Here is a 21,192-nt window from a genome sequence, read left to right on the forward strand (position 1 = left end):
ACCAAGTGCCAACCTTGATTTTTCCCGGTGCAACCTCTGAAATACGTCGCGTGAAAATAATTGCCACCCGCTCTGAATCGGCCGCGTCAAAAGCAACGCCAACCGTTTCCACCTTTAGCCTCATAAAGCCACAGCGCATTCGTGTTGGCTCCGGTTTGCCGATGATAGCGGTGCTCGCACTGGCGCTTTGGTTTTCCGCTGGGCTTAGTCGTGCCGATACATTTGCCGCTGCGCCAGAGGCTCGTGGGATTTGGGTTCACCTCACCCATTTCAATGCGGATCCGATTCAAGGCAAAGCGGAGGTTCAAGCGTTTGTAGATCGTTATGCCGACGCCAATTTCAATCTCGTGCTCCCCTGGGTACTCAGCGAATACATGGCCGCGCTGACCGATCCCGCGTACCAAAGCAGTCAGCCCACCGCCAAGTGGGACGCGCTGGGAGAACTGGTCCGCTGCGCCCAGCAACGCCATCTGCAGGTGCATTTCTGGTATTCCTTCACTTACTACAAATCGGCGGGCAGTCCGGATTTCAATCCGCAACACGGCGGCGATCCCGCCTAGGCCGCACGGCGCGTCATGCCTCCCAAAGAACCGGGGCAGCCGCCAGTAGTGTCCGCGCCGATGACGGACGTCTGCCCCATGCACCCCGAAGCGCGCGCCTGGCAGGTGAAATTGCTCGAATCCATGCTGGACCGTTATCCGGGGATTTCCATTCACATCGAAGAACCGGGGTTTGGTTATCCTGGCAGTTGCGCCTGCGACCTGTGCCAATCATTGTTCCAAAAAATTTATGGCGCGGATCTGGTCGCCTCCATCAACACCCCGGCGGCGGAGGATTTTCGTTGTCTGGGCATGACGGAGTTCATCCGCGAACTGCGCGCGAAACTGGAACAACGCACGCCACGGCCAATCCTCTCCGTCAACGGCGGTCCGCTCTGGCGCAATGATCGCCGGCTCGGGCGCGATTGGAAACGCTGGGCGGACTTGGGCTGGCTGGATTATTACGCCTCGCAAAATTATACCGACAACTTGGACAACTTCACCCGTCTGACCCAAGGCGTTCTGAAGGATTTGCAGCCCTGCCCCGTGTTCATCGGCATTGGCGTAAAATGGAGTGGTGGCGCGACCCCGTTGCCAACGGTTTTGCAGGAAGTGGAACGAGCGCGACAACTCGGCGCTGCGGGCGTCATTCTGTTCAGCGCCTCGGCGCTCACCGACGACGATTTGGCCACGCTCAAGTCCGGCCCATTCAAACAACCGTCCGAGTATCTCAACGCTCGACGCTAGGGCATTTTAAGTATTCCTATAACCGCCGACATGACGCAGCGGCCTTCCAACCTCAAGCCAAGCATTGGGGGCAAACGGACGAGCGCCCTGGGTTCGGGGCGAGCACTGGCGCGACCGCGCCTTGGACTGCGGCAGTCTTCTGCCGCTTTCCGGTCGCGGGCCGATGATTCCAAAGCGGCAGAAGACTGCCGCAGTCCAAAACCTCGCGGACAGAGGCGCAATTCCCCATCCGGACCCCACCTTCATTGGGTTACACTCGTTCGGTGCCACGGCTACAACTTTAATTAAACCGCTATAGCGCGCGTCACTCCGGGTCCCGCCAGGCCGGGCGGGACGACTTCCACGTCGTCCCTAACTAATTTGGGACGCGGCGCAACGCATCCCTCCCAGGGAAATAGAACCGCGAAATACACGGAATGCTCGAACGGGAAGACAAGGGAATGATTGGCAAAGGAATGGGCATTGGGAGAGCATTGCCGTCCAACCAGCGGTAGTCGTTCGCGTCTCGCGGACGACATCCGGTTCTAAAGTAAACCGTTCCACTCAAACTGAACCCACCCAGCCAGTCGTGAGCGATTGCGCCGTCGTATTATCGCCTCAACGCAGACATCACTCCACCAAGCGCGCGCGGTAAAATCGTTGCGTTGCCGTTTCCGCATCCTGGTACTCCACCACGCCATTACTGCCAATAAGCAGCGCCGGGCCGGTCCACTCGGAAAAGTCGCTGGTGTGTTCGAGATAATATCCAACGCCCGGATCGCCGCGCAGCTCCAACCGAATTCCGGTTTCCGGAGTGTAATCAATTGGCCTGAGTTGCGCGTAGGCGGGTTTGGGGGCTGGGAGCCGCGCCAGTATTTCCGGCAAATCGTCCGCCTTTACCAACAACCAATCCACCTCCCACCAACCTTGGCCAGTCACCAGTCCCACCTGTCCGGTCGCTTCGGGATGGGCCGGAAAATAATCGTACCAGGTCCTCCATTGTTCCGGCTCCGACGTTTCCCCATTGGCTGGCCACAAGCGAGTCAATAAATCCGGATAGTTGGTAAGTGCGTTGGTCTGGTGTCGCACGCGCAACCAATACCAACGATTGGTGGTCCACGTCGCTGCCGCCAACGGTCCTGCCGTGGCGCCCGGACCGAATATTCCGATCTGGGTCACCCCTTGGTTCGCGCCCAATTGACTGGAATACTCGCCCGCCGCATTGGTGGCCGCGCCCACAGCCAGTCCGCCCAGCCAACCTTCGCCCGGCGGCAGCGACATCGGTCGCACCCGGGCAAGCAACTCCACGGTGGATTGATTTCCAAGCGTGGTTGCGATCAGGACCGCGTTGTTGCCATTGGTTATCGGTTGCACCCGGAGGACGCCGCCTTGTTGCTGAAACGCCTGTGGATCACCGCGCACGACCCAATTGGTTTCCAACGGCACTCCAAAGTCCTGCTGCCAGCCGTGCAGATTCTGCCCCGATTCCACCGGCACGCCCAGCCGCATCACCCGCACCTCGCGCACATGCAAAGTCGTGGCACTCGGCGACAGTGCGATCCGGAAATCCGCTCCGCCATTTTGCGAATTGAGAAAGCGGGCTTCGGACAGGCGGAACCGGGCGGTTTTCCACTGGCCGCTGCCCCCCAAAGTGATGCTGGTGCCGCTGGCCGTGTAGGCGCCGTTGAACGGCGCGTTGGTATCTGACCCGTCGTACTCGAGGTGAAAACTCCCGCTGCCGGTATCAAAGTAATCCACCTCCACGTCCACGAGCATGGTGTCCGCCCATTTGAACGAGTCATCCATCTTCAGGTAAATGTAGCGGCCGCCGTAAATGGTCGGCACCACCACCCGACACGGCTGCCCGCCGATCACCGTATTGGTGGTCACCCCGTCGGCGGACTCGAACTGGATCAATCCATGCGCGTCATTCGTTGCGGACAGCGTGGTGCGAATGGATTTGAAATCCGAATAGTCGCCGCGCGGACGGGGCGGCACGACGCCCGCCTTGAACCAATCCACGTATTGCCGGTTCAGTTCAATGTACTGTCGGCCATACTCCAACGACGCCGCGATGTCAGTGCCCTCGTGATATTCATTCCAAGTTTCAATGTGGACCAGCCGCGTGGGGGCGCGCAGCAGTCGGATCCAGTTGCGCTCAAAAAAAGCGCCCTCCTCGCGGGGCACAACGAGCGGAGTGCGACCGGGCACCGCGGAGTGATCGTAACCCGGCCCCAAAGCGGCCACGCCGGAATTACGCAACCCCAGCGCGCCACCCCAGGCGTAGGTGTTGTCTGCCGTAACATTCCAGGAAATTTCCCGAACGATGTACGGATCACAACCGCTGAAATCTTTGGCGAACTCCTGCCGCACATAATCAATACAGCCTTGATCATGCGCGGCGGCAAAACTGGCCGAATAAAGAAATATGATCGGACGACCTTCAATCGTGGCCCAATGCCAGGCCGGCACGAGCGAAAAGAAATCCCGAATGCTCTCGTAAAACCAGCGTTGCCCGGCCTCCGTGGTCAGATCCACATGCTGACCTGCCGCATTATGTTGGAGCGTGGAAGTATCGTAGAACAGGCCGATGCCCGGTGGCTGCGCACCCTCCGCCACCAACGCGGCGCGCGCCGCCACCAACGGCGGCAATCCGGAAAAGCTCCAAGGTTGACTGCTGATGGGTTGCCCGGAAAGACGTTGCGAAGGTTCGCCCCAGTACACCGGCAGCAGCACGTCTATCCCGGCGGCGATCATATCCTCCAGTTGCTCGCGATGCCACGACTCCAGCTTATACGAAAATCCGGTCAAGGTCGGCGGATGGTCGGTCAAAGCATCCGAGCCGTCGTGATTCGTGAGGTGCGCGCCCGACAGAACGTCGTACCAATAAAAATAGGTGGTCAGCACCACGGGCGACTGACTGGTAAAGTTCTTCGCTAAAGCCAGATCCTCGGCGCGCGGATGCAAGTACGGCCCGAGCGGCGGATTGATGGACTGCGCCCCACCGCCGACATTCCATAGTACAAAAGCAATTGTGAGCAGGTGGCTCACACTGAAACCGAGCGCACGGATGCAGGTTGTCATGACCTGAAATTATCACCGCAAAATTCGCTGTCGAGCCTTTCAGTCGAGTCTGAATCATCAAGTCAGAAAGAACGTGATGGCCGTTGCGTTGGAAAAACGCACCTTAAAAAAGAATTGCAAACACTTTGCGGAGATGAAAGAATGCGAGCGTTACCAACAGGTGAGACGTGCATTACGGCAGAGAACAGGACATTCAGCCACGTACACCGGTGGGTATGGATATAGTAACCAAATTCAAACTAAGAGCCACCATGAATATTAAAAGCAAAACCCTTCCTGGTTTAATCACTTCGTTGTTAGTGCTCGGAGCCGTCACGCTGACCCACGGACAGGACGGACCATTCGATCCCGAGGCCTGGCCCTCCACCATCAACCCGGACCTGCCCGTCCACTTCGTGGTGACGGATTACCTGCTCACTTCACCGGGGGGCGCATGGATTGAGGATGCGCTCATCATTCGCAACGACGGCGATCAAACGACGACCGACATCACCCTCGACGGGCACACTGGCAAAAAGACCACCGCCGGATATCTAAACGTCGCCGACCTCTACTTCACGGAATGGGCCAATTACGAAACCATTGACATCCTTCTGCAGGTTTACGGCGATACGACACTGCTCAACAATCAAGGACAACCGCGTAATTTCAATTTTCTAACCGGCACCCTGCCTGAAATCCGTGATGTCAACGGCGGCCAACTTCCGGTGGAGGTGAACAACAAACGTTGGAACTGGGTACTGTTTCGGATCCCAAACGATATCCGACCTTCGGATGGAGGTCGCTACATCGGCACCATCCCGGGTAACGCCCAAGGCGCCTACCAATATGGCGGGGTCAATGGCGGAACGATTCGCTTCCAATCCGTACCCGGATTGACGGTGCGCGTCATTGCTTTTGGGCCGCAAGGAGTTTTTGGCGAACCGGAACAAATCAATCAATTTTTGCCTCCAGAAACCTGCGACCCCGAGCCGGACACCAATCTTGCCAGCTTGGACATTGCCCATAACACAGCCGATCACATGGAAGTAATTGACCAAGGCGATCAGGTGGTTGAATACCAGGACAACGTGGGTCCGGAAGGCGACAAACGCCGCGCGATCCGTCCGGTATGGAACTACCTGAACTTCGGCATCACGGATAACTATCTCGGCCAACCGTGCAATGATCCGCACACCATCAAGGTCTGCGTGGAATTTTATGATGATCCCAATTTTGCGGGTTACGACGTGCGCTTCGGGCCGGAAGCTTTTGCCACCGACGCCTCGGGAGGCGTGGCGTTTGTGCCGGAAAACCAACGTCACACCCTGGAAGGCACGGGCGAATGGATCCGGCGTTCCTGGGCCATTCCCAACGTAAATTTATACGGCGTGAATGTCGCCCCGACGCACACGGCTGGCCCCCGATTCATCTCCGAAAATGCGCAGGTCTTTGTTTCCTCGATTCAACTGGCCGTACTGCGCACGGGCGACCACCCCTTGGCCGGACAGGACCCGCTGGCGGATTGTTATGAAGACCCCAACATCTGCACCGAGCGATATGGCAATTATGCCGAACTAGATTTGGCTCAGGGAATCCACGACGGCTTGGAATTAGGCACCAGCAGTGGCGATCAGGAAATGATCGAGGAAGAAGCCGGGCCAGCCGGTGACCGACGCATGGCGGTCCATCCGGCACGAGACGACGGCACGCCAGGCGCCAAGCACGAGTTCCTTAACTTTCAGATTGTCGGAGAAGCCCTCGGGCCAACCACCCAACCCAACGCGCATTTGGCCATCTGCGTCACCTACTATGATGATCCCGCTCTGGCCGGCACGCGCTTCCGTCCCGAGGTGTATCGCACCATGAAAAATGGAATCCTGTCCTTTGCCTACACTCCGGATAGCTATTACGTAACGCTCGAAGGCAGCGACACCTGGAAACAAGGCTACTGGGAAATCGAAGACATGAACTTTACCGGCGTCAACCAAGGCCCCCAGGCGGCGGCCCGGTTCATTGTGCAGGATGCGAACGGCGTACCGGCGAAAATTGCAGTGACGCAAGTCCGCTACGGCGTCATCCGGCCGTGCGGCCCACTGGCCGGAGTGAATCCCCTCGAGGACTGCAAACCCGTGGAAGTCACCCTGAACATCAGCCTGGAAGGAAACGAAATCGTTCTCAGTTGGCCGGCAACCGCCACCGGTTTCGTGGTCCAGAGCGCCGAGAACCTGAATGACCCGCAATGGGGCGGTATCAACGTAACGATTGAAGTGATTGGCGATCAGCAAGTGGCGCGTCTGCCCACCAGCAACAGCACCCAGTTCTTCCGATTAGTTCGATAGTTACGAAGCCAGACCACAATCATCTGAGATCAGCGTGGTGAAACCGGTCGGCACTGGTCGGCACATTGCCGACCGGTGCGGCCAAGTTGGCTGTTCCAGCCAGACCCAAGGTGATACCGCCGTCCTCGGCGGTGGTCGTTCGCATCCTCGCGTACGATATCCAGTTCTGATACTTCAGTTGACTTACTTCCGACTTTACTCCCGCCGGGGAAAAGCGGAGCATCAATATCGGTTTGCGAGGCCAGATGCGGCCCGACAAGCCAAGCGCAATTGATACTACCCGACATTTCGGTCGCAACCACTTTCCGGAATTAACGAAAAATCATTATGAAAATCATGACTCTGAAACCGTTCCTGCAAAATGTTCTCGCCGTGTGGCTGGTGGCAGCGCTCGCGGGATGTGCCACGGATAATTACAAAAAGGGCGACCGCACCGCTTCGGACCTGATGGATGCAGCCAACAGTATCGCCACCGGACAAACCAAGATTGACACGGTGCTCAGCAGCCTGAGTGAGCTGGTCAACAATCCCCAGGGCGATCTCAGTGGAGATTTCAAGAAGTTCACGGCAGCGGTCAAGAGCCTGGAATCCACCGCGGCCGACGTGCGCAAGCAGGTGGAGGGAATGCGCAAGGACGGGAATACATACTTCCAGCGCTGGGATCAACAACTCGCCGCCATTCAAAACGAGGACATTAAGAATCGCAGCGCCGCGCGCCGCGCCGAAATGCAGCAAAAATTTATCGAGGTCAAGAGCGGTTACACCGAAGCGAAACAGGCGTTTGATCCGTTCATGCAGGATTTAAAGGACATCCAAATAGCGCTGAGCACGGATCTGACGGCGGGCGGTCTGGCCGCCATCAAAGACGTGACCGACAAAACCACCCGCGACGGTCACACGCTGCAAGATTCCGCGCAGAAATTAGTCAACCACTTTCGGAATCTGGGCGTGGAGTTGTCCGCCACCGCCCCAGCCCCATAATTGTTAATTGTTCAGCGCTCACCAAGCTGGCCGGTCGGAAGTTTCCGCGCCCGGCCAGTTTGATCCAGCGAGTGAATCGGGATATCCGTGACGTCGTAATGGTTTTCTGCCAACCTGACGCATGGCTCAAACTCAATTCCGACTCGTCCTCGTCACGGCGCCCAATCTGAAAACCGCCCGTCACCTGGCCAAACTGGCGTTGTCAAAACGGCTCATCGCGTGCGCCAATTTGCTGCCGCAAATTGAGTCCCATTACCTCTGGCAAGGGCGCTTGGAACGCAGCTTTGAGGTTTTACTCCTGCTCAAAACGGTCCGCTCCCGTGTTCCCGCTTTACAGCGACTCATTCTTGAAGCGCACCCCTACGACACACCGGAATTTGTGGTGCTGAACATTACCGCCGGCGCAAAGCGTTATCTGGATTGGGTGCGGGGAAGTTGCGCGTAAGCCATTGCCTCACGATCAGTTTTGCGTTTCAGTCCGAACGCCCGAGCCTCAGGGATTGGCGGCGGGGCTGGCGAAGCGCGCGCGAATCAAATGCGACAGCGCTTTCATCGCCAATTCGATGGGCAGGATCGGCTTGATGATCCAATCACCATCCGTGGTGCCGGCGGCCTTGGCGCGGTGTTCAAAATCCACGTAGGACGTGATATAGACCACCGGCAAGTTCGCGTGCCCCGGCAATTCCCGCAGTTTGCGGGTCAACTCAAACCCATTCAGTTGCGGCAACTCGACGTCCAGCAGAGCGAGATCAAATTGTTCCTGTGTTGCCAGGTGCAAGGCCGCGTTGGGATGGGTGACGGCTTCAGCGGTTATTCCCACACGGCGCAGCGCGGAGAGCACCACTTCGTTCGACGTCGGATCGTCGTCAACCGTCAGCACCGTGCCCAGTTTGGGGTCGGAGTAACGCTCCGTCGGAGCGCGTTGAATCAAGTCGCCCAACAGAGTCACCGCGTTGGTCACCGTGCGAGTGGTGGACGCATTGATGAGTTGTGGTTTGTCGGTTAATTCCACCAACAAGGCCTCCAGCGCATTGCTTAATCGCGCCAGGTACGGCAGCCCCGCCAAACCCGCCGAGCCGCTCAGGCGATGCACGCGCTGACCAAGGTCACTTAAGCTGCCGGTGCGACTGGCCAACGCCGAGTCGCGACCAAATTCCTCCGTCAGCGTGCGCAGCGTTTCATATTCTGCCGCGACTTTTTTGAGAAATCCAACCCGGAAGGCTTCCACCTCCGGACTGCGTGGGGCCGGAAGAGCTGCGTCCGGGGATTGCGCGTCAGCCGTCGGGGCGGAATCCGGTTTATCGCTGGTCATTTCGTTCGCCAGCTCCAATAGCTTCGCGGGCGTATAGTCGCCTTTGACGATGGCGCGACTGATCCCCAGCGCATTGACCTGACGCGCTTGCTCGCTCATGAAGGCATTTGTCCAAACGGCGACCGGAACGCGGGCCAATGATGGCTTGCTCCGAATGAATTTCATGACATCCGCGCCTGAGAGCCGGGGCATCATCAAATCCAGCACGATGAAATCAGGCACCATTTCGCCGAGCAGCTTGATGGCGGCCAATCCGTCAGTGGCGGTGTGAACTTCATACCCACCGGCCACGAGCTTTTTTCGATACAATTCCAGCACCAACGAATCGTCGTCCACTAACAAGATTGTTTTTGTCATCATGGATTAAGCGAGTACCGGCGCGGCCGGCAGATAAATGATAAAAGTCGTTCCCTCTCCCGGCACGGTTTTCACCTGGAGCACGCCGTTCCCTTCCTTGACCAGGCGCGATACGATGTTCAAGCCCAGACCGGTGCCATGACGCGCGTCCTTGGTACTAAAGCGCGGCTCAAAAATCCGAGGTAAAATCTCGAACGGAATTCCGGGGCCGTTATCGCTGACCGTCAATTTCACCAGTGGCGGGACATTGCGAAAATTCTCCACATTGAGACAACGCTCGCCCGGACCATCCTTGAATTGTTCCAACGCCAGCGGTTCGGACAAGGCGCTGCCCGCAAGGCGAACCCGGTGCGCGTGGGACGACGCTTGCAGCGCATTCACGGTCAGGTTCTGCAACAACTGGATCAAATCCGTGCCGTTCATTTTCACGGCCAGATTCTGCGCGAGCGGCTGCACTTCCAGTTCATTGCCGGTCATACTGGAATGTAGCTTCAGCAGCGACTCGAGATCCGCCAACAGTTGATTGACGCTAATGTGCGTGAACTCGTCCGGACGGCGCCGCAAAAAGCTGAGGTAGCGACGCGCAATTTCGACGCAATTCGTCACCTGCCGGGTCACAATCCGCAACCGATCTTTGACAAACGTCAGCGTCTCGGCATCCACGGAATCTCCCGATCCGAGCCGTTGGTGGATGAGTTGGAGCGAACCGGAAATCACCGTCAACGGATTGTTGATGTCATGGATGACGCTGGCGTAAATGTCATTTCGGCCCTGGGCGATCTGGCCCTCCACCTTCTCCCGCTGCAATTCTTCGTATAGTTTTTGCAGCTTCTCGTTGTTGTTAAGGATGACGGTGTCCAAGGTCCGACGTTGCATGGCGTTCGCCACGGCGGCGCGCATGTCGGCCAGATCGTAGGGCTTGTTCAGATAATCACAGGCGCGCAGTTTCAGCGCCCGGCGGATGGTGTCCGTGGTTTCAAACGCCGTGATCATGACCGCCTCGATGGTGGGATCAATGAACTTGATTCGTTCGAGCACGTCCACTCCCGACATGCCTTCCATCCGAATATCCAGAATGGCGACTTCAATCCGCTCTTTTTGAACGATCTCAATCGCCGCCGGCCCGTCAGCGGCCAGATGAATCGTGTAATCACCCTGGAACGCTACGCGCAGGGATTCACGCACGCCGACTTCATCATCTACGATGAGCAGCGTTCCCCGCTTGCGCGGCTTTATCGTTTCATCTGTGGAATCAGCCATGACTTGTTCTACTTTGACTCTTCACGCTGCGGCCCCGCTTCAGTCGTCGTAATCCGACGACAACCGACACGTCATCGTAATCACGCAGGGTTCGGGAACAAGCCGGAAAGCCGCCCGCCCCATCAATTCCGCTTCTCGGACAACAGGCCCGTCGCCACGTACTTCAATCACCCAGGTAATGCAAACTGACCTTCCGCGCGTGCGGCGCGTGGCGGTGTTCCCAAACGTAAATCCCCTGCCAGACGCCCAAGGTCAGCCGACCTTGCTGCAGGGGCAGACTGAGATTCACCGACGTCAACGCCGTTCGAATATGCGCCGGCATATCGTCGGGACCTTCGCAATTATGAACCCACCGGCGGTCGCCATCCCGCACCAGTTGCGCGAAGAAATGTTCCAAATCCGTTCGCACGTCCGGATCGGCGTTCTCCTGAATCAACAACGAAGCCGAAGTATGCCGCAGCAGCAGCGTCACCAGTCCGTTTTGAAAGCCCCCGGCCTCGATCCAAGCGATCACTTCAGACGTGATTTCATACAAACCACGTCCGCGCGTGCTGAGGGATAATTCGTGAAAGGCCTGGCGGCTCATGATTATCGCGCCACACCGCTTTTGGTTGCCGCAGCTTTCGTCTCGAACAACTGCTCCAAATCGGGGTTGCGCGGTTGCCCCGCTTTGATGGCTTTCTCATAGTGAAAGCGCGCCAACGGAATATTGGGCGGCTCTTCCGAAGCGTAAAACACCGCCAGATTGTTTTGCGCGCCGCCATGCGCTGGATTGAGCGTAATGGCTTTGCGAAACGCCTGCTCGGCCGGACCGCGCAGCCCCTTCTGGCTCAGCGTAACCCCCAGATAATTTTGGATGTCGGCATTCTGCGGATTCAACTTCGCCGCCCGATTCAACGCGGCAATGGCTTCGTCATATTTTTCTTCCCGAAACTTCAAGTAACCCATCAACTGATTCGCGTGCGGATGGTCCGGGGCGAGGGCCAGGGCTTGGTTCAGATGAGTCTCGGCGTCAGACAAGTGTCCCAGTTCGATCTGGATCGCGGCGAGATTCGCCAAGGTCTTTGGATCGTTTTCATCCTGACGCAAGATGGCGAGGTAATCCTCCTCCGCCTTGTCGTATTGCCTCGAGGCGAACAGTTGCTGCGCGCGGGCGGCCAACGCCATGACGCTTCCCGGCGTCCCCTGCCCCGCCACCGCGCCGTTCACGGATGGACTGGAAGCCGAGCTGGGTAACGCCGTCAGTTCCGGTGTCGGTTTGGGCGCGGCCATCAAAGCCAGCTCTTCTGCGGAATAGGGAATCGCTTTGGCCTCGAAGACTTCAAGTCGCGCTTTCAAGCTCTCCACTTCGCGGGTCAACTGATTCACCTGCGTCATCAACTGCTGGGTGCGCGCATTATCCACGCTGCCGGCGTTGCGACGCTCCAACGCCCGATAAAGCTCGTCGCGCTGGCGTTCGAGTTCCTTGATTTGCTCATCCGCGCCCCCGCGCGATACGATTTCCGACTTTGCGGCCGGCGTCGCTTGCGCGGCCCGGGCCGCGACCAACCGGTTTTCCAACGCGACCTTTTCCAATCGCATCACCTCGGCATCGGAATTCAGCGCCGCAATCCGGGCCTGGGCTGCCGCCAATTGCTGCGCCAGCTCGGTCGAGCTGGAATCCGGAGCCGAGGTCGCCGCCGCTTGGGCTTGAGCCAGTTGCTTTTTCAACAACTCATTCTCCGCGCGCACGGCGGCCAACGCCTCGGTTTCGCTCGGCGCCGTGCGTTTCTGCTCCTGTTCCAAACGGGCTTGCAACAACTCGTTTTCCTTGAGCAAGGTTTGAATGCGCGCCTGCGCTTTTGCCAGTTCACCGGGATCAATCGCCGCGGGTTGGGTGCTGAACGCTTCTTTCAGTTTGGCTTCTAGGATCGTCTTCTCCGATTGCAACTGCCGCACGGACTCCTGCAAAGAAGCAATTTCCCGCTTCAAATCAGCATTATCCGCCACCGTTGGCTCGGTCCCTTTCACCACCTGAGATTGGGTTGCTTCCTGCGCGCCGCTGGCGGCGGGCGCTGGAGTTGATTTGGAAACGGCGGCGATCCGGTTCTCCAAAAATTGGAGGCGGAAATTGACCACCTTGGGATTCCAGCTTGGATAAACTTTCTGGATTTGGTTCAGGGCCGTTTGCGCCTCCAGGTATCGGGTCAGAGCACTCGATTCGTCGCCCGACGTGCGCAACGCCTCGGCCTCTTGCATGAGGTTGTAAACGTGGACGTATTGTCCCTCCACCGATTGCGCGCGCGCCCACCCCAAAATCCCCAGGCAACACAGCCACCAAACACAGATGCGCTTCATGGCCACAAGTTAATGAACCGGACGTTGCTTTGGCAATGACGGCGTGTGGAATTTGACACGGGAACTGCGGTCGTGATAGCGTCACCGCCGTCAGTTGCCTCGTTATGAGCTCAATCCTGAACCAACATGTTCTGGTGTTGAACCGGCTGTGGCAGGCGGTAAATATCTGCACGGCCCGGCGCGCGCTGACGTTGTTGTTTCAAGGGCACGCGCAGGTTGTTCTAAATCACGCTGACGGATCGTTCCAAACCTATAACTTCTCCGCCTGGCATGATTTTTCCCAGCAGGAACCTCATCCAGAATCCATCCACGCCATCTCGTTCCGCCTTCGGTTGCCGCGCGTCATCCTGTTGCTGGCGTACGACCGCATGCCCAAGAAGGAGGTCAAGTTCACGCGCCACAACATCTTCGAGCGGGATCGCAACACCTGTCAGTACTGCGGCAAAGTCTTTGATCGCAAAGACCTCAATCTGGATCACGTGATCCCGCGCGACCGTGGCGGGCCGACGACGTGGGAAAATATTGTCTGCTCCTGCATCGAGTGTAATACGCGCAAGGCGAACCACACGCCGCAGGAAGTGGGCATGAAACTCGTCAAGAAGCCGAAGCGGCCCAAGTGGCGACCCTTTGTGCAGATCAACTTCAGCCTGCATCAACACGACAGTTGGAAGCACTTCGTCAACCTCGCCTATTGGAACGTCGAATTGGGCGAAGACGTGGAATAACCGCAGCGCGGAGTTGCGTTCGGAACGCGCCAGGGCATTAACCACCCGCCGCCGCCGCAAACAATCATTTCACTGCCCGCGCATGGGTGCGTCGGCGACGCTTACGTCCCGAATTTTAATGGCGCGATAGGCGGCGCTGGTGTCCCAGGAACACAAGCCGAACGGTTTGGAGAGCATGATTTCGCCAAAGCGCACTTCGAAGCCACGCCCGGCAATCGGCAGGTCCACCACCTTTTTCTGCTCGACCCAGGCTTCGATTTTCTGTTCGGTCACCCGCAAGCGAAGGCGATACCAACGCCCGGTTTCGAAGCTGATGTATTTGGTCGTCTCATTCTCAGAAGCGTTGTTGCCATCCACATTGGAGAGGCCGACGATGCCGCCGCCCCAGCCGCCGACGATCCAGCTGCAGTGCATGTCATGAATCGGAAACGTCAGGCCGCAGAAAAAATCTTCCCCGGCCACCCGCATCGCATCAAAAGCCACTTCGTAATTGATCTGGGGAATTGGATTCGTCGCATTCACCCCCACGAACGGCGTGCCACGCTCCAGCACCATCAAGCCGTTGGTGAGGTAAACGCGGCCTCCTTCATCAAACTCCGTTTGCCGCCAACCCGTGAAGTTGCGTCCGTCAAAAAGATCACGCCAATCACCGGGACCGAACGGTGCGAGCGGTTGTGTCGCCGCCAGACTAAGCAGCCCGGCTTCAGGCGGCGGGGTCGTGACCTCGGGCAATAGCGCGCGGGGTTCGCCGGGATAAACCGGCGGCGTCGTGTAACGCTGACGCGCGCAACCACTCAGTATTGCCAGCGCCAACGCTCCCATCATAAAATAATTGCGGTTCATTGCAGCCATCACTCGTAGCGAATTATCGCCTCATGCGCCAGCCGAAGAACAGCAATTTTAGACCGCCATCCGCGCCAGCCGCACCGCCCAGTTCCACGCCCATGTTTCTGACGGCGCACCCGGATGGCTGCACGCTGACCATCCGGTTGCAACCTCGCGCCTCCAAAAATGAAATTGTCCCGAACCCCGGCGCTGAACTGCGCATCCGCGTAACCGCCCCTCCGGTGGACGCCGCCGCGAATGAAGCACTGTTGCGATTATTGGCAGAAGCGCTGGATTGGCCGCGCGGCAAAATCGAATTACTTCGCGGACACACCGCCCGGCTCAAGGTGGTGAAAATTTACGGAATCACGGCGACCGAAGCGACACAACGGCTTCCCATTCCGCCGCTACGGAATTAACCCGACCGTCGGTGCCTCCACGCGCGACGCCTTGTCGGAATCAAGTTGAATCACAAGTTGAATCAGACTTGGCGCAACCCCGGCCACTTGTTTTACTCCGCAAGCCTTGAATCTTTGGCCACAGCAACTTGAACCAACCGGTGCATACGCTCCGTGGTGGTTTCTGGGCATCTTCATCGCCGCTTCACTTTTGATGATCTGGCGATTGGAAGCGCTCAGCGCCAACGGCTTTGAGGGGACGGTGCTCGGCACGTTGATCATGCCATATTGCTCGGGCGCCGGAAATCTGCTGTTCACCTTCATCATCGCGAAAAATCACGGTCCCGGCGCGGAAGTAATGACCAATGCGCTGGTCAACAACCTCACCAACATGACGCTGTTGATCGGCCTGCCCATACTGTTATGGCCGGCGGTGTCCGCCAACGGCTCCAGCTCACGCAAACGCAAATCGAAGCGAAAACACGATCCGGGCAAAGTCACTGCGGAGATCAATCGGTTGTCGGTGTTATTGACGTTGCTCGCGCTTTTGTTTTTTACCGGAGCAACCTGGGCGTTGGGGCGCGACGGTCGCCTCACGTTCAATGACGGTCTGGTACTCGTGGGCTTGTTTCTGTTCTGGCAAAGCTTTCATGTGTTTGAAGTTTTGAAACAACAAGCCGGCAGCCCCACTAAAACCCTTACCTGGTCGGCGGGTCTGGAACTCGGGTTGCTCGGCCTTGCCACGTACGCTTCCTACGTCAGCCTGGAGGGACTGGTGAATTGGTTGAACACCCGGCCCACTGGTTTCATCAGTCGCGAAAACCTGGGCTGGCTCACCGGATGGCTGACGGTGCTGCCGAACGCGTTCCTCGCGCTGTATTACGGTTGGCGCCGCAAGCCGGAAGTGGTCTTCACTTCACAGATCGGTGACGGCCACATTTGCATTCCGTTGTGCGTCGGCATTTACGCTCTTTACCAACCGTTGGCCCTGCCGCCCGTCTTCATGTCGAGCATGTATCTGTTGGCGGGCGTCACCGTGGCGCAATTGTTTTTTATCGGGGTGTTCGGGCGATTACCGCGCTGGACGGGGTTCGCCCTCATCCTGGCGTACGGCTATTTTCTGAAGTTGGGGCACTTGAATTAAACCGCGCAACTCCGGGGGGCTTCCGTCGCGGCGCAAATCTTTTCGCTCAGATCCGCGAACGGCACCTGCGCGCTCAACCAACGGGGATTTCGGGCGATGTCCTCCATCGAAGCGCGGGTGTTGTTACAAATCAAATAAACGCCGCGCCCCAGGGCCATGAACGCCTCGAAACAAGTACCGCGGCCGTGCCGTTCAAATTCAAAATCCCCCGGCCGATGGCGGCCACTGAACAATGCGTCCCGGAGCGAGCCCAGGTCGCGCAAAAAGTTCTGGCGGAATTCGTAATGGCGCGGGCCGAAGTAATGCAGAATTCGCGGGTTAGGTTGAGACAGAGAAATGACGACCCATTCGTCAAAGACCGTATCCCCATATTGCGAATCCATTTGTGCCGCGCAAAAACGGACCGCCGTCATCATGTCATCCAAATTCAGTGAATTGTTCATTGCGCCAAGCCCGGACTGGAACAAATTCAGTGCCAGCGCCGCGAATTTAATTTAGGCGCGCTTTCGGCTCGAAATCCTGCGTAAATCGCGTGCGGACGGGGTTTTTGCAGCCTTATTACCCGGGTTGAGTGTCCATTTTTGAGCTTCGCTTCAAGCGGAATTGGTTTACGCTCGGACTGCCAATGCCGCCGAAATTCATGCTGCCTCGCCCGCCCGCTTCGAGCGCCAAACCCTTCGAACAGCGGTTGAATCAAATCGTTGCCTGGACGGCGACCGCTCTGATGTTGGGGAGCTTTCTCGTGCTGGTCTGGCAAATTTTATCTTCCGGAACCCTGGTGGAGCGCAACGGTTGGAGCTGCGGTTTATTTCTCATTACTGCCGCGTTGGGCACGATGCTCACGCAGGCACATCATAGTTCCGGGCTGAAGGTCATCCTGGCCGCCATCATCATTGGCCTGGGCGGCGGCGCAACGCATTGGGTCGGAGCGACAACGAACCTGCCCTTCGGCCCGATCGTTTTCACAGAAGACAGCGGACCAAAGATCGTGGAGAAAATAAGCTGGGCCATGCCGTGGTTGTGGATCATCGTCGTTCTAAACACCCGTGGCGTGAGTCGGCTCATCTTACGCCCGTGGCGCAAAACGAAAACTTACGGCTTTTGGGTGATTGGCCTCACGACTGGACTGGTCACTTTGCTGGCGGTCGCCCTCGATCCATTTGCCACTCACACCGGGCATTACTGGCTCTGGTTGCCCACCCGGTTTCCCTTCACCTGGTATAACATGCCGTGGTCGAATGCGCTGGGCTGGGCTTTGACCACTTTGCTGCTGCTGGCGTTTGTCACTCCGTTGCTGATCAGTCGCGGCTCCCGTACGCGCAAACTGCCGCCGAACTATCAATCGCTGCTGATCTGGGGGCTGTTGCTCAGCTTGGGGGCAATCGGGGCGGTGGCGGGAAAACTCTGGGCGGCGCTGGTCTTTGACGTTTTGGTGCTGACGATTTCCACTTACTTCGCCATTCGCGGCGCCCGTTGGTGACGGCGGCAAATTCTCTCCCGATTCGACCGAACGCAAAATCGCGCCGCGCCGCACCATTCAAATCTCAGGCGCAGCCGCCACCGGAGGTCGGGTGATGCGCAACCGGCTGACGAGGGTGCCGTTCATTTCTTCCACGCGCAAATGGCAATTCCCCGCGCTCAAGCGATCTCCCACCTTGGGAAACCCGGCCAGCTTGTGCGTCACCCAACCACTGGTCGTGGTAATGCCTTCGGTTTGCAGATCGCAGCCGACCAATTCTTCCAGCTCGTGCAACGGCAACGTTCCGTCCGCTTCCCATTCATTGTCCGCGACCGCCACCAACAACGGTTTCTCCTGATCGAACTCATCCTGAATCTGGCCAATCAACTCCTCGACGATGTTCTCCATCGTCACCAAACCGAGGGTGCCGCCGTATTCATCCACCACGATGGCCAGATGCAATTTACGCTCTTGAAACAACTGCAGCACCCGCTCCAGACGCGCCGTTTCCGGGATATAAACGATCTTGCGCGCCACGGAGCGCAAATCCGCTCCGGTGTGCGCCTTGATGCGGGCAGCATATAAATCCTTGATGTGGACCGCGCCCCAGGTGCGATCCAGGTTGCCGGCTTCGCATAATGGAAAGCGCGAGTAGCGTGATTTTTCCGCCACGCCGAGGCACTCCGCAATGGTCGCCTGCGTGTCCAACGCCGTGATTTCCTTGCGCGGCCGCATTACGTCGCGCGCCACCCGATGGCGTAAATCAATCGCGTTTTGCAGAATGGCCCGGCTGAATGGGGACGCACCGGTTTGCCGTTGCGCCGAGGCGATTACCAGTCGCAACTCGTCTTCCGTTTGCACGCCCTCGCTTTCGTGCGCCGGCTGCAACCCAACGCTGCGCAACAACAACAGCGCGCTTTCGTTCAACAACCAAATGAACGGATACATCGCCAGATAAAACCAGCGCATCGGATACGCCACCCACAACGCGGTCGGCAACGCCAGGCGAATGGCCATGGATTTCGGCGCCATTTCACCCACGACAATGTGCAAAAACGTAATGACGCTGAACCCGACCACCACCGAGATCGTCTGCTGCAGCTCGGCGCTTTGCAACTCGAGCAGTTGGAAGATTGGCCGCAACAATTCCGCGAACACCGGTTCGCCAATCCAGCCGAGACCAAGACTCGCCAGCGTGATGCCCAATTGGCAGGCGCTTAAATACTCATCGAGATGCCGCGCCAGATGCAACGCCATCCGGGCGCGCCGGTTTCCCTGCGCGGCCAGCGGCTCAATCTGCGTCGCCCGCACCTTGACCAGCGCAAATTCCGTCGCGACGAAAAAGCCGTTCAGAAAAACCAGAAACACCACGGCCAGCAGCTTCAACGCAATGGCCATGAATAATTCGCCACTCATCAGAACTGCACCTCGCCAAAAATGGTTTTCAGAATATTGTCCAGTCCCACAATCCCCGTTTCCCGACCGTCCGGCCCCAGCACGATGGCCAGCCGCTGACCGCCGCGTTGCATTCGTTCGAGCGCGACGTCCAGGCGAATGTCCTCCGGCAAAAACAGTCCGGGAGTAAGCAACGCGCCGACCGGCATTTGCTCATCGAGATCCGTGTGATAAATCAGATCATCCACACTCACCACGCCCGCGACGCGCCGACGTCCATCCTGTTCCTGCCAGACCGGGAAGCGGGTGAACCCACTGGTCCGCGAAGCCGCCAGCGCCACGACCACCGTGTCGGTGGCCGAAATACTCACCGCCTCCGACAACGGCCGCATGACTTGCCGCACGGCGACATTTTCCAAATCCAGCACGCGCAAAATCATCACCCGCTCGTCCGAGGTAAAAACCTGGCCCGATTCCTGGGTGGCCGCGCGCAGTTCTTCGCGATTGCCAAAAAGCCTGCGGGAAAATCGGCGTCCGCCGGTCCATCGCAACAACTGATGCGCCACCCATTCCACCAGCACCACCAGCGGACGCAACCCGATGTGCAGCAGGCGGAACGGTCGAGCCAGCCATAAACAGAGGCGGTTGGGATAAAGGCCGAACAGCATCTTGGGCAGCAAATCGAAGCAGGTGTAGAACACCAGCACCGCCACGAGAAACCACAACCAAAACCAACCGGACCGCAGCGGCACACGTCCATGCAAAACCGCAAAAAAACTGCCCAGGGCAACGAAGTTGAACAGCGTATTACCCACCACGATGGTCCAGAGAAAGTTCTCCGGGTTTTCCAAAAATTGGTGCAGTAATCGCGCCGAGGCATCCCCGGTACGCGTCAGGCGACGCACCCGCAAACGGCTCAGCGCAAACACCCCGGCTTCCATGCCGGAAAGGAGAAACGAAATTCCCAGACAAACCCCCAGACCAATAAAGATGAGAAAGTTGGTTTCCATTTATTTCAATTGCTCGACGAGGAGTTCGCGCACGCGCCGATCCTCCACCGCCCGGGCCGTCAATTTAAGCCCGCGAACCACCACTGATTCCCCAACGGTCGGTACCACCTCCCGCAAATGCACCAACCATCCGCCCATGGTTTCCAAGCCGGGCACATCGGGCAGCGACGGACATTCCCGCCGAAAGTCATCCATGCGCATCGTGCCATTCACCCGCCAGCGACCCGGGCCGAGTTTCTCCATGACAAAGCCCGGCGTCTCGACCTCGCGATAAAACTTGCCCACCAGCTCCGCCAGAATGTCGCTCATGGTCACCACGCCCGCGACGCTGCCAAACTCATCCACGACCACCGCCATGCCGCGGCCCTGCCGTTGCAAACTCTTGAACAATTGCAACAAGTTCATGGTCTCGGGCACGAACGAGGGAAATTCAATCGCGTCCGCAAGGTCCGCATTCGGGTCCAGCAGCAACGTCCGCGTATTCAAAATGCCAACGATGGTATCGGGCGACTCATCGTAGATCAGCAGCCGCCGATGATGAAAACGGCGCGCGGCCTCCACCATTTCTTCAATCGAAAGATCATCCGGAATCGCCGCCAGCCGCGTGCGCGGTTGCATCACGTCTTTCACCGTGTGCCGATCCAGATTGACGATCTGCAGAATGATGTCGCGGGCGGAGCGGGCCAGATTCCCCTGTTGAAAGGCAAAATCCACCAGCTCCTGATAATCTCCATCCGTCAGGGTAAGCTGCGGCTTGACGTGCCGCGGCACCATCCATTTGATGATGGCCCGATCCACAAATTGAGCCACCCGGTTCAGCGGTTGCGTGAGCCGTTGCACCAGTAACAACGGTGCGGCCACGCGGCATGCCCAAACTTCCGGCCGATGCACCGCGAGGATTTTCGGCACGACTTCGCCCACGAACAAGACCAGCACCAAAACCACGCCCAAAGCCAGCCACAACGGCCAGCTTCCGGTCAACCCCAGCCAAATGCCGATGGCCAGAATGGCCGCATTGGCAAAGGTATTGCCCAACACCATCGTCGCCAGCAAATCCTGCGGGTGCTCCAACAATTGCGCGACCTGCGCGCCCCGGCGGCCTTTTTGTTCGGTAAGCGACCGCACCTGCCATTTGTTGAGCGAGAAAAGCGACGTTTCCGCCAAGGCAAAGAAGCAGCCCATCCCGGTCCAACCCAGGATGATCAGCAAGGCAACAAACTCTGCGGCTTCCACACCGAAAGCATGGAAAAATCAAGCCGTTGTTGGAAGTTGAAAGTCCGACCGATCGCGCCAGGCAGCCGGTTCAACTGAAAAAAGCC

Annotated in this window: 19 protein-coding genes; 9 read left to right on the forward strand and 10 right to left on the reverse strand. The window is 58.0% G+C overall.

Annotation, left to right across the window (positions count from 1 at the left end):
- Positions 1–161: 161 nt before the first annotated feature.
- Together M9920_01840 and M9920_01845 are read left to right on the forward strand one after the other, a co-directional pair.
- Entirely contained in the window at positions 162–560 is a 399-nt protein-coding gene (locus M9920_01840) for a hypothetical protein (protein ID MCO5051028.1), read from the forward strand.
- 15 nt (positions 561–575) lie between these two features.
- The gene (locus tag M9920_01845; GenBank protein ID MCO5051029.1) at positions 576–1,286 is read left to right on the forward strand and encodes a family 10 glycosylhydrolase; all 711 of its coding nucleotides are present in this window, start codon (positions 576–578) and stop codon (positions 1,284–1,286) included.
- Between the two features lie 609 nt (positions 1,287–1,895).
- On the opposite strand, the gene M9920_01850 is transcribed toward M9920_01845, so the two are convergent.
- Positions 1,896–4,349, reverse strand: coding sequence for a DUF5010 domain-containing protein (locus M9920_01850; protein MCO5051030.1), 2,454 nt, complete (start codon positions 4,347–4,349; stop codon positions 1,896–1,898).
- Between the two features lie 251 nt (positions 4,350–4,600).
- On the opposite strand from M9920_01850, the gene M9920_01855 reads away from it, so the two are divergent.
- From M9920_01855 to M9920_01865, 3 genes are all read left to right on the forward strand, one after another.
- Positions 4,601–6,670 carry a hypothetical protein gene (locus M9920_01855; protein ID MCO5051031.1) on the forward strand — a complete coding sequence of 690 codons (2,070 nt, stop codon included), beginning with the start codon at positions 4,601–4,603 and terminating at the stop codon, positions 6,668–6,670.
- 327 nt (positions 6,671–6,997) lie between these two features.
- Positions 6,998–7,651, forward strand: coding sequence for a DUF2959 family protein (locus M9920_01860; GenBank protein MCO5051032.1), 654 nt, complete (start codon positions 6,998–7,000; stop codon positions 7,649–7,651).
- A 121-nt stretch (positions 7,652–7,772) separates the two neighbouring features.
- Entirely contained in the window at positions 7,773–8,096 is a 324-nt protein-coding gene (locus tag M9920_01865; protein MCO5051033.1) for a divalent-cation tolerance protein CutA, read from the forward strand.
- A gap of 48 nt (positions 8,097–8,144) precedes the next feature.
- On the opposite strand, the gene M9920_01870 is transcribed toward M9920_01865, so the two are convergent.
- The 4 genes from M9920_01870 to M9920_01885 form a co-directional block, all read right to left on the reverse strand.
- The gene (locus tag M9920_01870) at positions 8,145–9,323 is read right to left on the reverse strand and encodes a response regulator (GenBank protein ID MCO5051034.1); all 1,179 of its coding nucleotides are present in this window, start codon (positions 9,321–9,323) and stop codon (positions 8,145–8,147) included.
- 3 nt (positions 9,324–9,326) lie between these two features.
- Positions 9,327–10,580, reverse strand: coding sequence for a response regulator (locus tag M9920_01875; protein ID MCO5051035.1), 1,254 nt, complete (start codon positions 10,578–10,580; stop codon positions 9,327–9,329).
- A gap of 163 nt (positions 10,581–10,743) precedes the next feature.
- The gene (locus M9920_01880; GenBank protein ID MCO5051036.1) at positions 10,744–11,166 is read right to left on the reverse strand and encodes a secondary thiamine-phosphate synthase enzyme YjbQ; all 423 of its coding nucleotides are present in this window, start codon (positions 11,164–11,166) and stop codon (positions 10,744–10,746) included.
- A gap of 2 nt (positions 11,167–11,168) precedes the next feature.
- Positions 11,169–12,917: a tetratricopeptide repeat protein gene (locus M9920_01885; GenBank protein MCO5051037.1), complete on the reverse strand. Its 1,749-nt coding sequence runs from the start codon at positions 12,915–12,917 to the stop codon at positions 11,169–11,171.
- Positions 12,918–13,021: 104 nt separating this feature from the next.
- On the opposite strand from M9920_01885, the gene M9920_01890 reads away from it, so the two are divergent.
- Positions 13,022–13,642 (forward strand): HNH endonuclease, encoded by a 621-nt coding sequence (locus M9920_01890; GenBank protein MCO5051038.1) that lies wholly within the window; start codon positions 13,022–13,024, stop codon positions 13,640–13,642.
- A gap of 69 nt (positions 13,643–13,711) precedes the next feature.
- On the opposite strand, the gene M9920_01895 is transcribed toward M9920_01890, so the two are convergent.
- Positions 13,712–14,494 carry a DUF1080 domain-containing protein gene (locus tag M9920_01895; protein MCO5051039.1) on the reverse strand — a complete coding sequence of 261 codons (783 nt, stop codon included), beginning with the start codon at positions 14,492–14,494 and terminating at the stop codon, positions 13,712–13,714.
- A gap of 23 nt (positions 14,495–14,517) precedes the next feature.
- Between M9920_01895 and M9920_01900 the strand changes: the two genes are divergently transcribed.
- The gene (locus M9920_01900; protein MCO5051040.1) at positions 14,518–14,886 is read left to right on the forward strand and encodes a DUF167 domain-containing protein; all 369 of its coding nucleotides are present in this window, start codon (positions 14,518–14,520) and stop codon (positions 14,884–14,886) included.
- Positions 14,887–14,992: 106 nt separating this feature from the next.
- Entirely contained in the window at positions 14,993–16,009 is a 1,017-nt protein-coding gene (locus tag M9920_01905; protein MCO5051041.1) for a sodium:calcium symporter, read from the forward strand.
- On the opposite strand, the gene M9920_01910 is transcribed toward M9920_01905, so the two are convergent.
- Positions 16,006–16,452 (reverse strand): hypothetical protein, encoded by a 447-nt coding sequence (locus tag M9920_01910; protein MCO5051042.1) that lies wholly within the window; start codon positions 16,450–16,452, stop codon positions 16,006–16,008. The genes M9920_01905 and M9920_01910 overlap by 4 nt on opposite strands.
- A 197-nt stretch (positions 16,453–16,649) precedes the next feature.
- Here M9920_01910 and M9920_01915 point away from each other — a divergent pair, with 197 nt between their 5' ends.
- On the forward strand, positions 16,650–17,489 hold the full coding sequence (locus tag M9920_01915) for a carotenoid biosynthesis protein (protein MCO5051043.1): 840 nt from the start codon (positions 16,650–16,652) through the stop codon (positions 17,487–17,489).
- A gap of 57 nt (positions 17,490–17,546) precedes the next feature.
- Here M9920_01915 and M9920_01920 read toward each other — a convergent pair whose 3' ends face one another.
- The 3 genes from M9920_01920 to M9920_01930 are packed head-to-tail and all read right to left on the reverse strand — an operon-like array spanning position 17,547 to position 21,106.
- Positions 17,547–18,884, reverse strand: a complete 1,338-nt coding sequence (locus M9920_01920; protein ID MCO5051044.1) for a hemolysin family protein — start codon at positions 18,882–18,884, stop codon at positions 17,547–17,549.
- Positions 18,884–19,873: a CNNM domain-containing protein gene (locus M9920_01925; protein MCO5051045.1), complete on the reverse strand. Its 990-nt coding sequence runs from the start codon at positions 19,871–19,873 to the stop codon at positions 18,884–18,886. The genes M9920_01920 and M9920_01925 overlap by 1 nt, the downstream gene beginning before the upstream one ends.
- A complete protein-coding gene (locus M9920_01930) occupies positions 19,874–21,106 on the reverse strand; it encodes a hemolysin family protein (GenBank protein MCO5051046.1) in 1,233 nt (410 codons plus the stop codon). It lies immediately after the preceding gene.
- Positions 21,107–21,192: the final 86 nt, after the last annotated feature.

This window comes from Verrucomicrobiia bacterium (assembly GCA_023953615.1).
GTDB lineage: Bacteria > Verrucomicrobiota > Verrucomicrobiia > Limisphaerales > JADLHS01 > JADLHS01.

What these genes read in the sequence shown, in the direction of transcription:
- M9920_01925 (MCO5051045.1), bottom strand. Translation starts at nt 19,873, where the DNA reads ATGGAAACCAACTTTCTCATCTTTATTGGTCTGGGGGTTTGTCTGGGA.
- M9920_01875 (MCO5051035.1), bottom strand. Translation starts at nt 10,580, where the DNA reads ATGGCTGATTCCACAGATGAAACGATAAAGCCGCGCAAGCGGGGAACG.
- M9920_01920 (MCO5051044.1), bottom strand. Translation starts at nt 18,884, where the DNA reads ATGAGTGGCGAATTATTCATGGCCATTGCGTTGAAGCTGCTGGCCGTG.
- M9920_01840 (MCO5051028.1), top strand. Translation starts at nt 162, where the DNA reads ATGATAGCGGTGCTCGCACTGGCGCTTTGGTTTTCCGCTGGGCTTAGT.
- M9920_01895 (MCO5051039.1), bottom strand. Translation starts at nt 14,494, where the DNA reads ATGGCTGCAATGAACCGCAATTATTTTATGATGGGAGCGTTGGCGCTG.
- M9920_01860 (MCO5051032.1), top strand. Translation starts at nt 6,998, where the DNA reads ATGAAAATCATGACTCTGAAACCGTTCCTGCAAAATGTTCTCGCCGTG.
- M9920_01850 (MCO5051030.1), bottom strand. Translation starts at nt 4,349, where the DNA reads ATGACAACCTGCATCCGTGCGCTCGGTTTCAGTGTGAGCCACCTGCTC.
- M9920_01880 (MCO5051036.1), bottom strand. Translation starts at nt 11,166, where the DNA reads ATGAGCCGCCAGGCCTTTCACGAATTATCCCTCAGCACGCGCGGACGT.
- M9920_01915 (MCO5051043.1), top strand. Translation starts at nt 16,650, where the DNA reads ATGCTGCCTCGCCCGCCCGCTTCGAGCGCCAAACCCTTCGAACAGCGG.
- M9920_01910 (MCO5051042.1), bottom strand. Translation starts at nt 16,452, where the DNA reads ATGAACAATTCACTGAATTTGGATGACATGATGACGGCGGTCCGTTTT.
- M9920_01900 (MCO5051040.1), top strand. Translation starts at nt 14,518, where the DNA reads ATGCGCCAGCCGAAGAACAGCAATTTTAGACCGCCATCCGCGCCAGCC.
- M9920_01885 (MCO5051037.1), bottom strand. Translation starts at nt 12,917, where the DNA reads ATGAAGCGCATCTGTGTTTGGTGGCTGTGTTGCCTGGGGATTTTGGGG.
- M9920_01870 (MCO5051034.1), bottom strand. Translation starts at nt 9,323, where the DNA reads ATGATGACAAAAACAATCTTGTTAGTGGACGACGATTCGTTGGTGCTG.
- M9920_01890 (MCO5051038.1), top strand. Translation starts at nt 13,022, where the DNA reads ATGAGCTCAATCCTGAACCAACATGTTCTGGTGTTGAACCGGCTGTGG.
- M9920_01865 (MCO5051033.1), top strand. Translation starts at nt 7,773, where the DNA reads ATGGCTCAAACTCAATTCCGACTCGTCCTCGTCACGGCGCCCAATCTG.
- M9920_01845 (MCO5051029.1), top strand. Translation starts at nt 576, where the DNA reads ATGCCTCCCAAAGAACCGGGGCAGCCGCCAGTAGTGTCCGCGCCGATG.
- M9920_01855 (MCO5051031.1), top strand. Translation starts at nt 4,601, where the DNA reads ATGAATATTAAAAGCAAAACCCTTCCTGGTTTAATCACTTCGTTGTTA.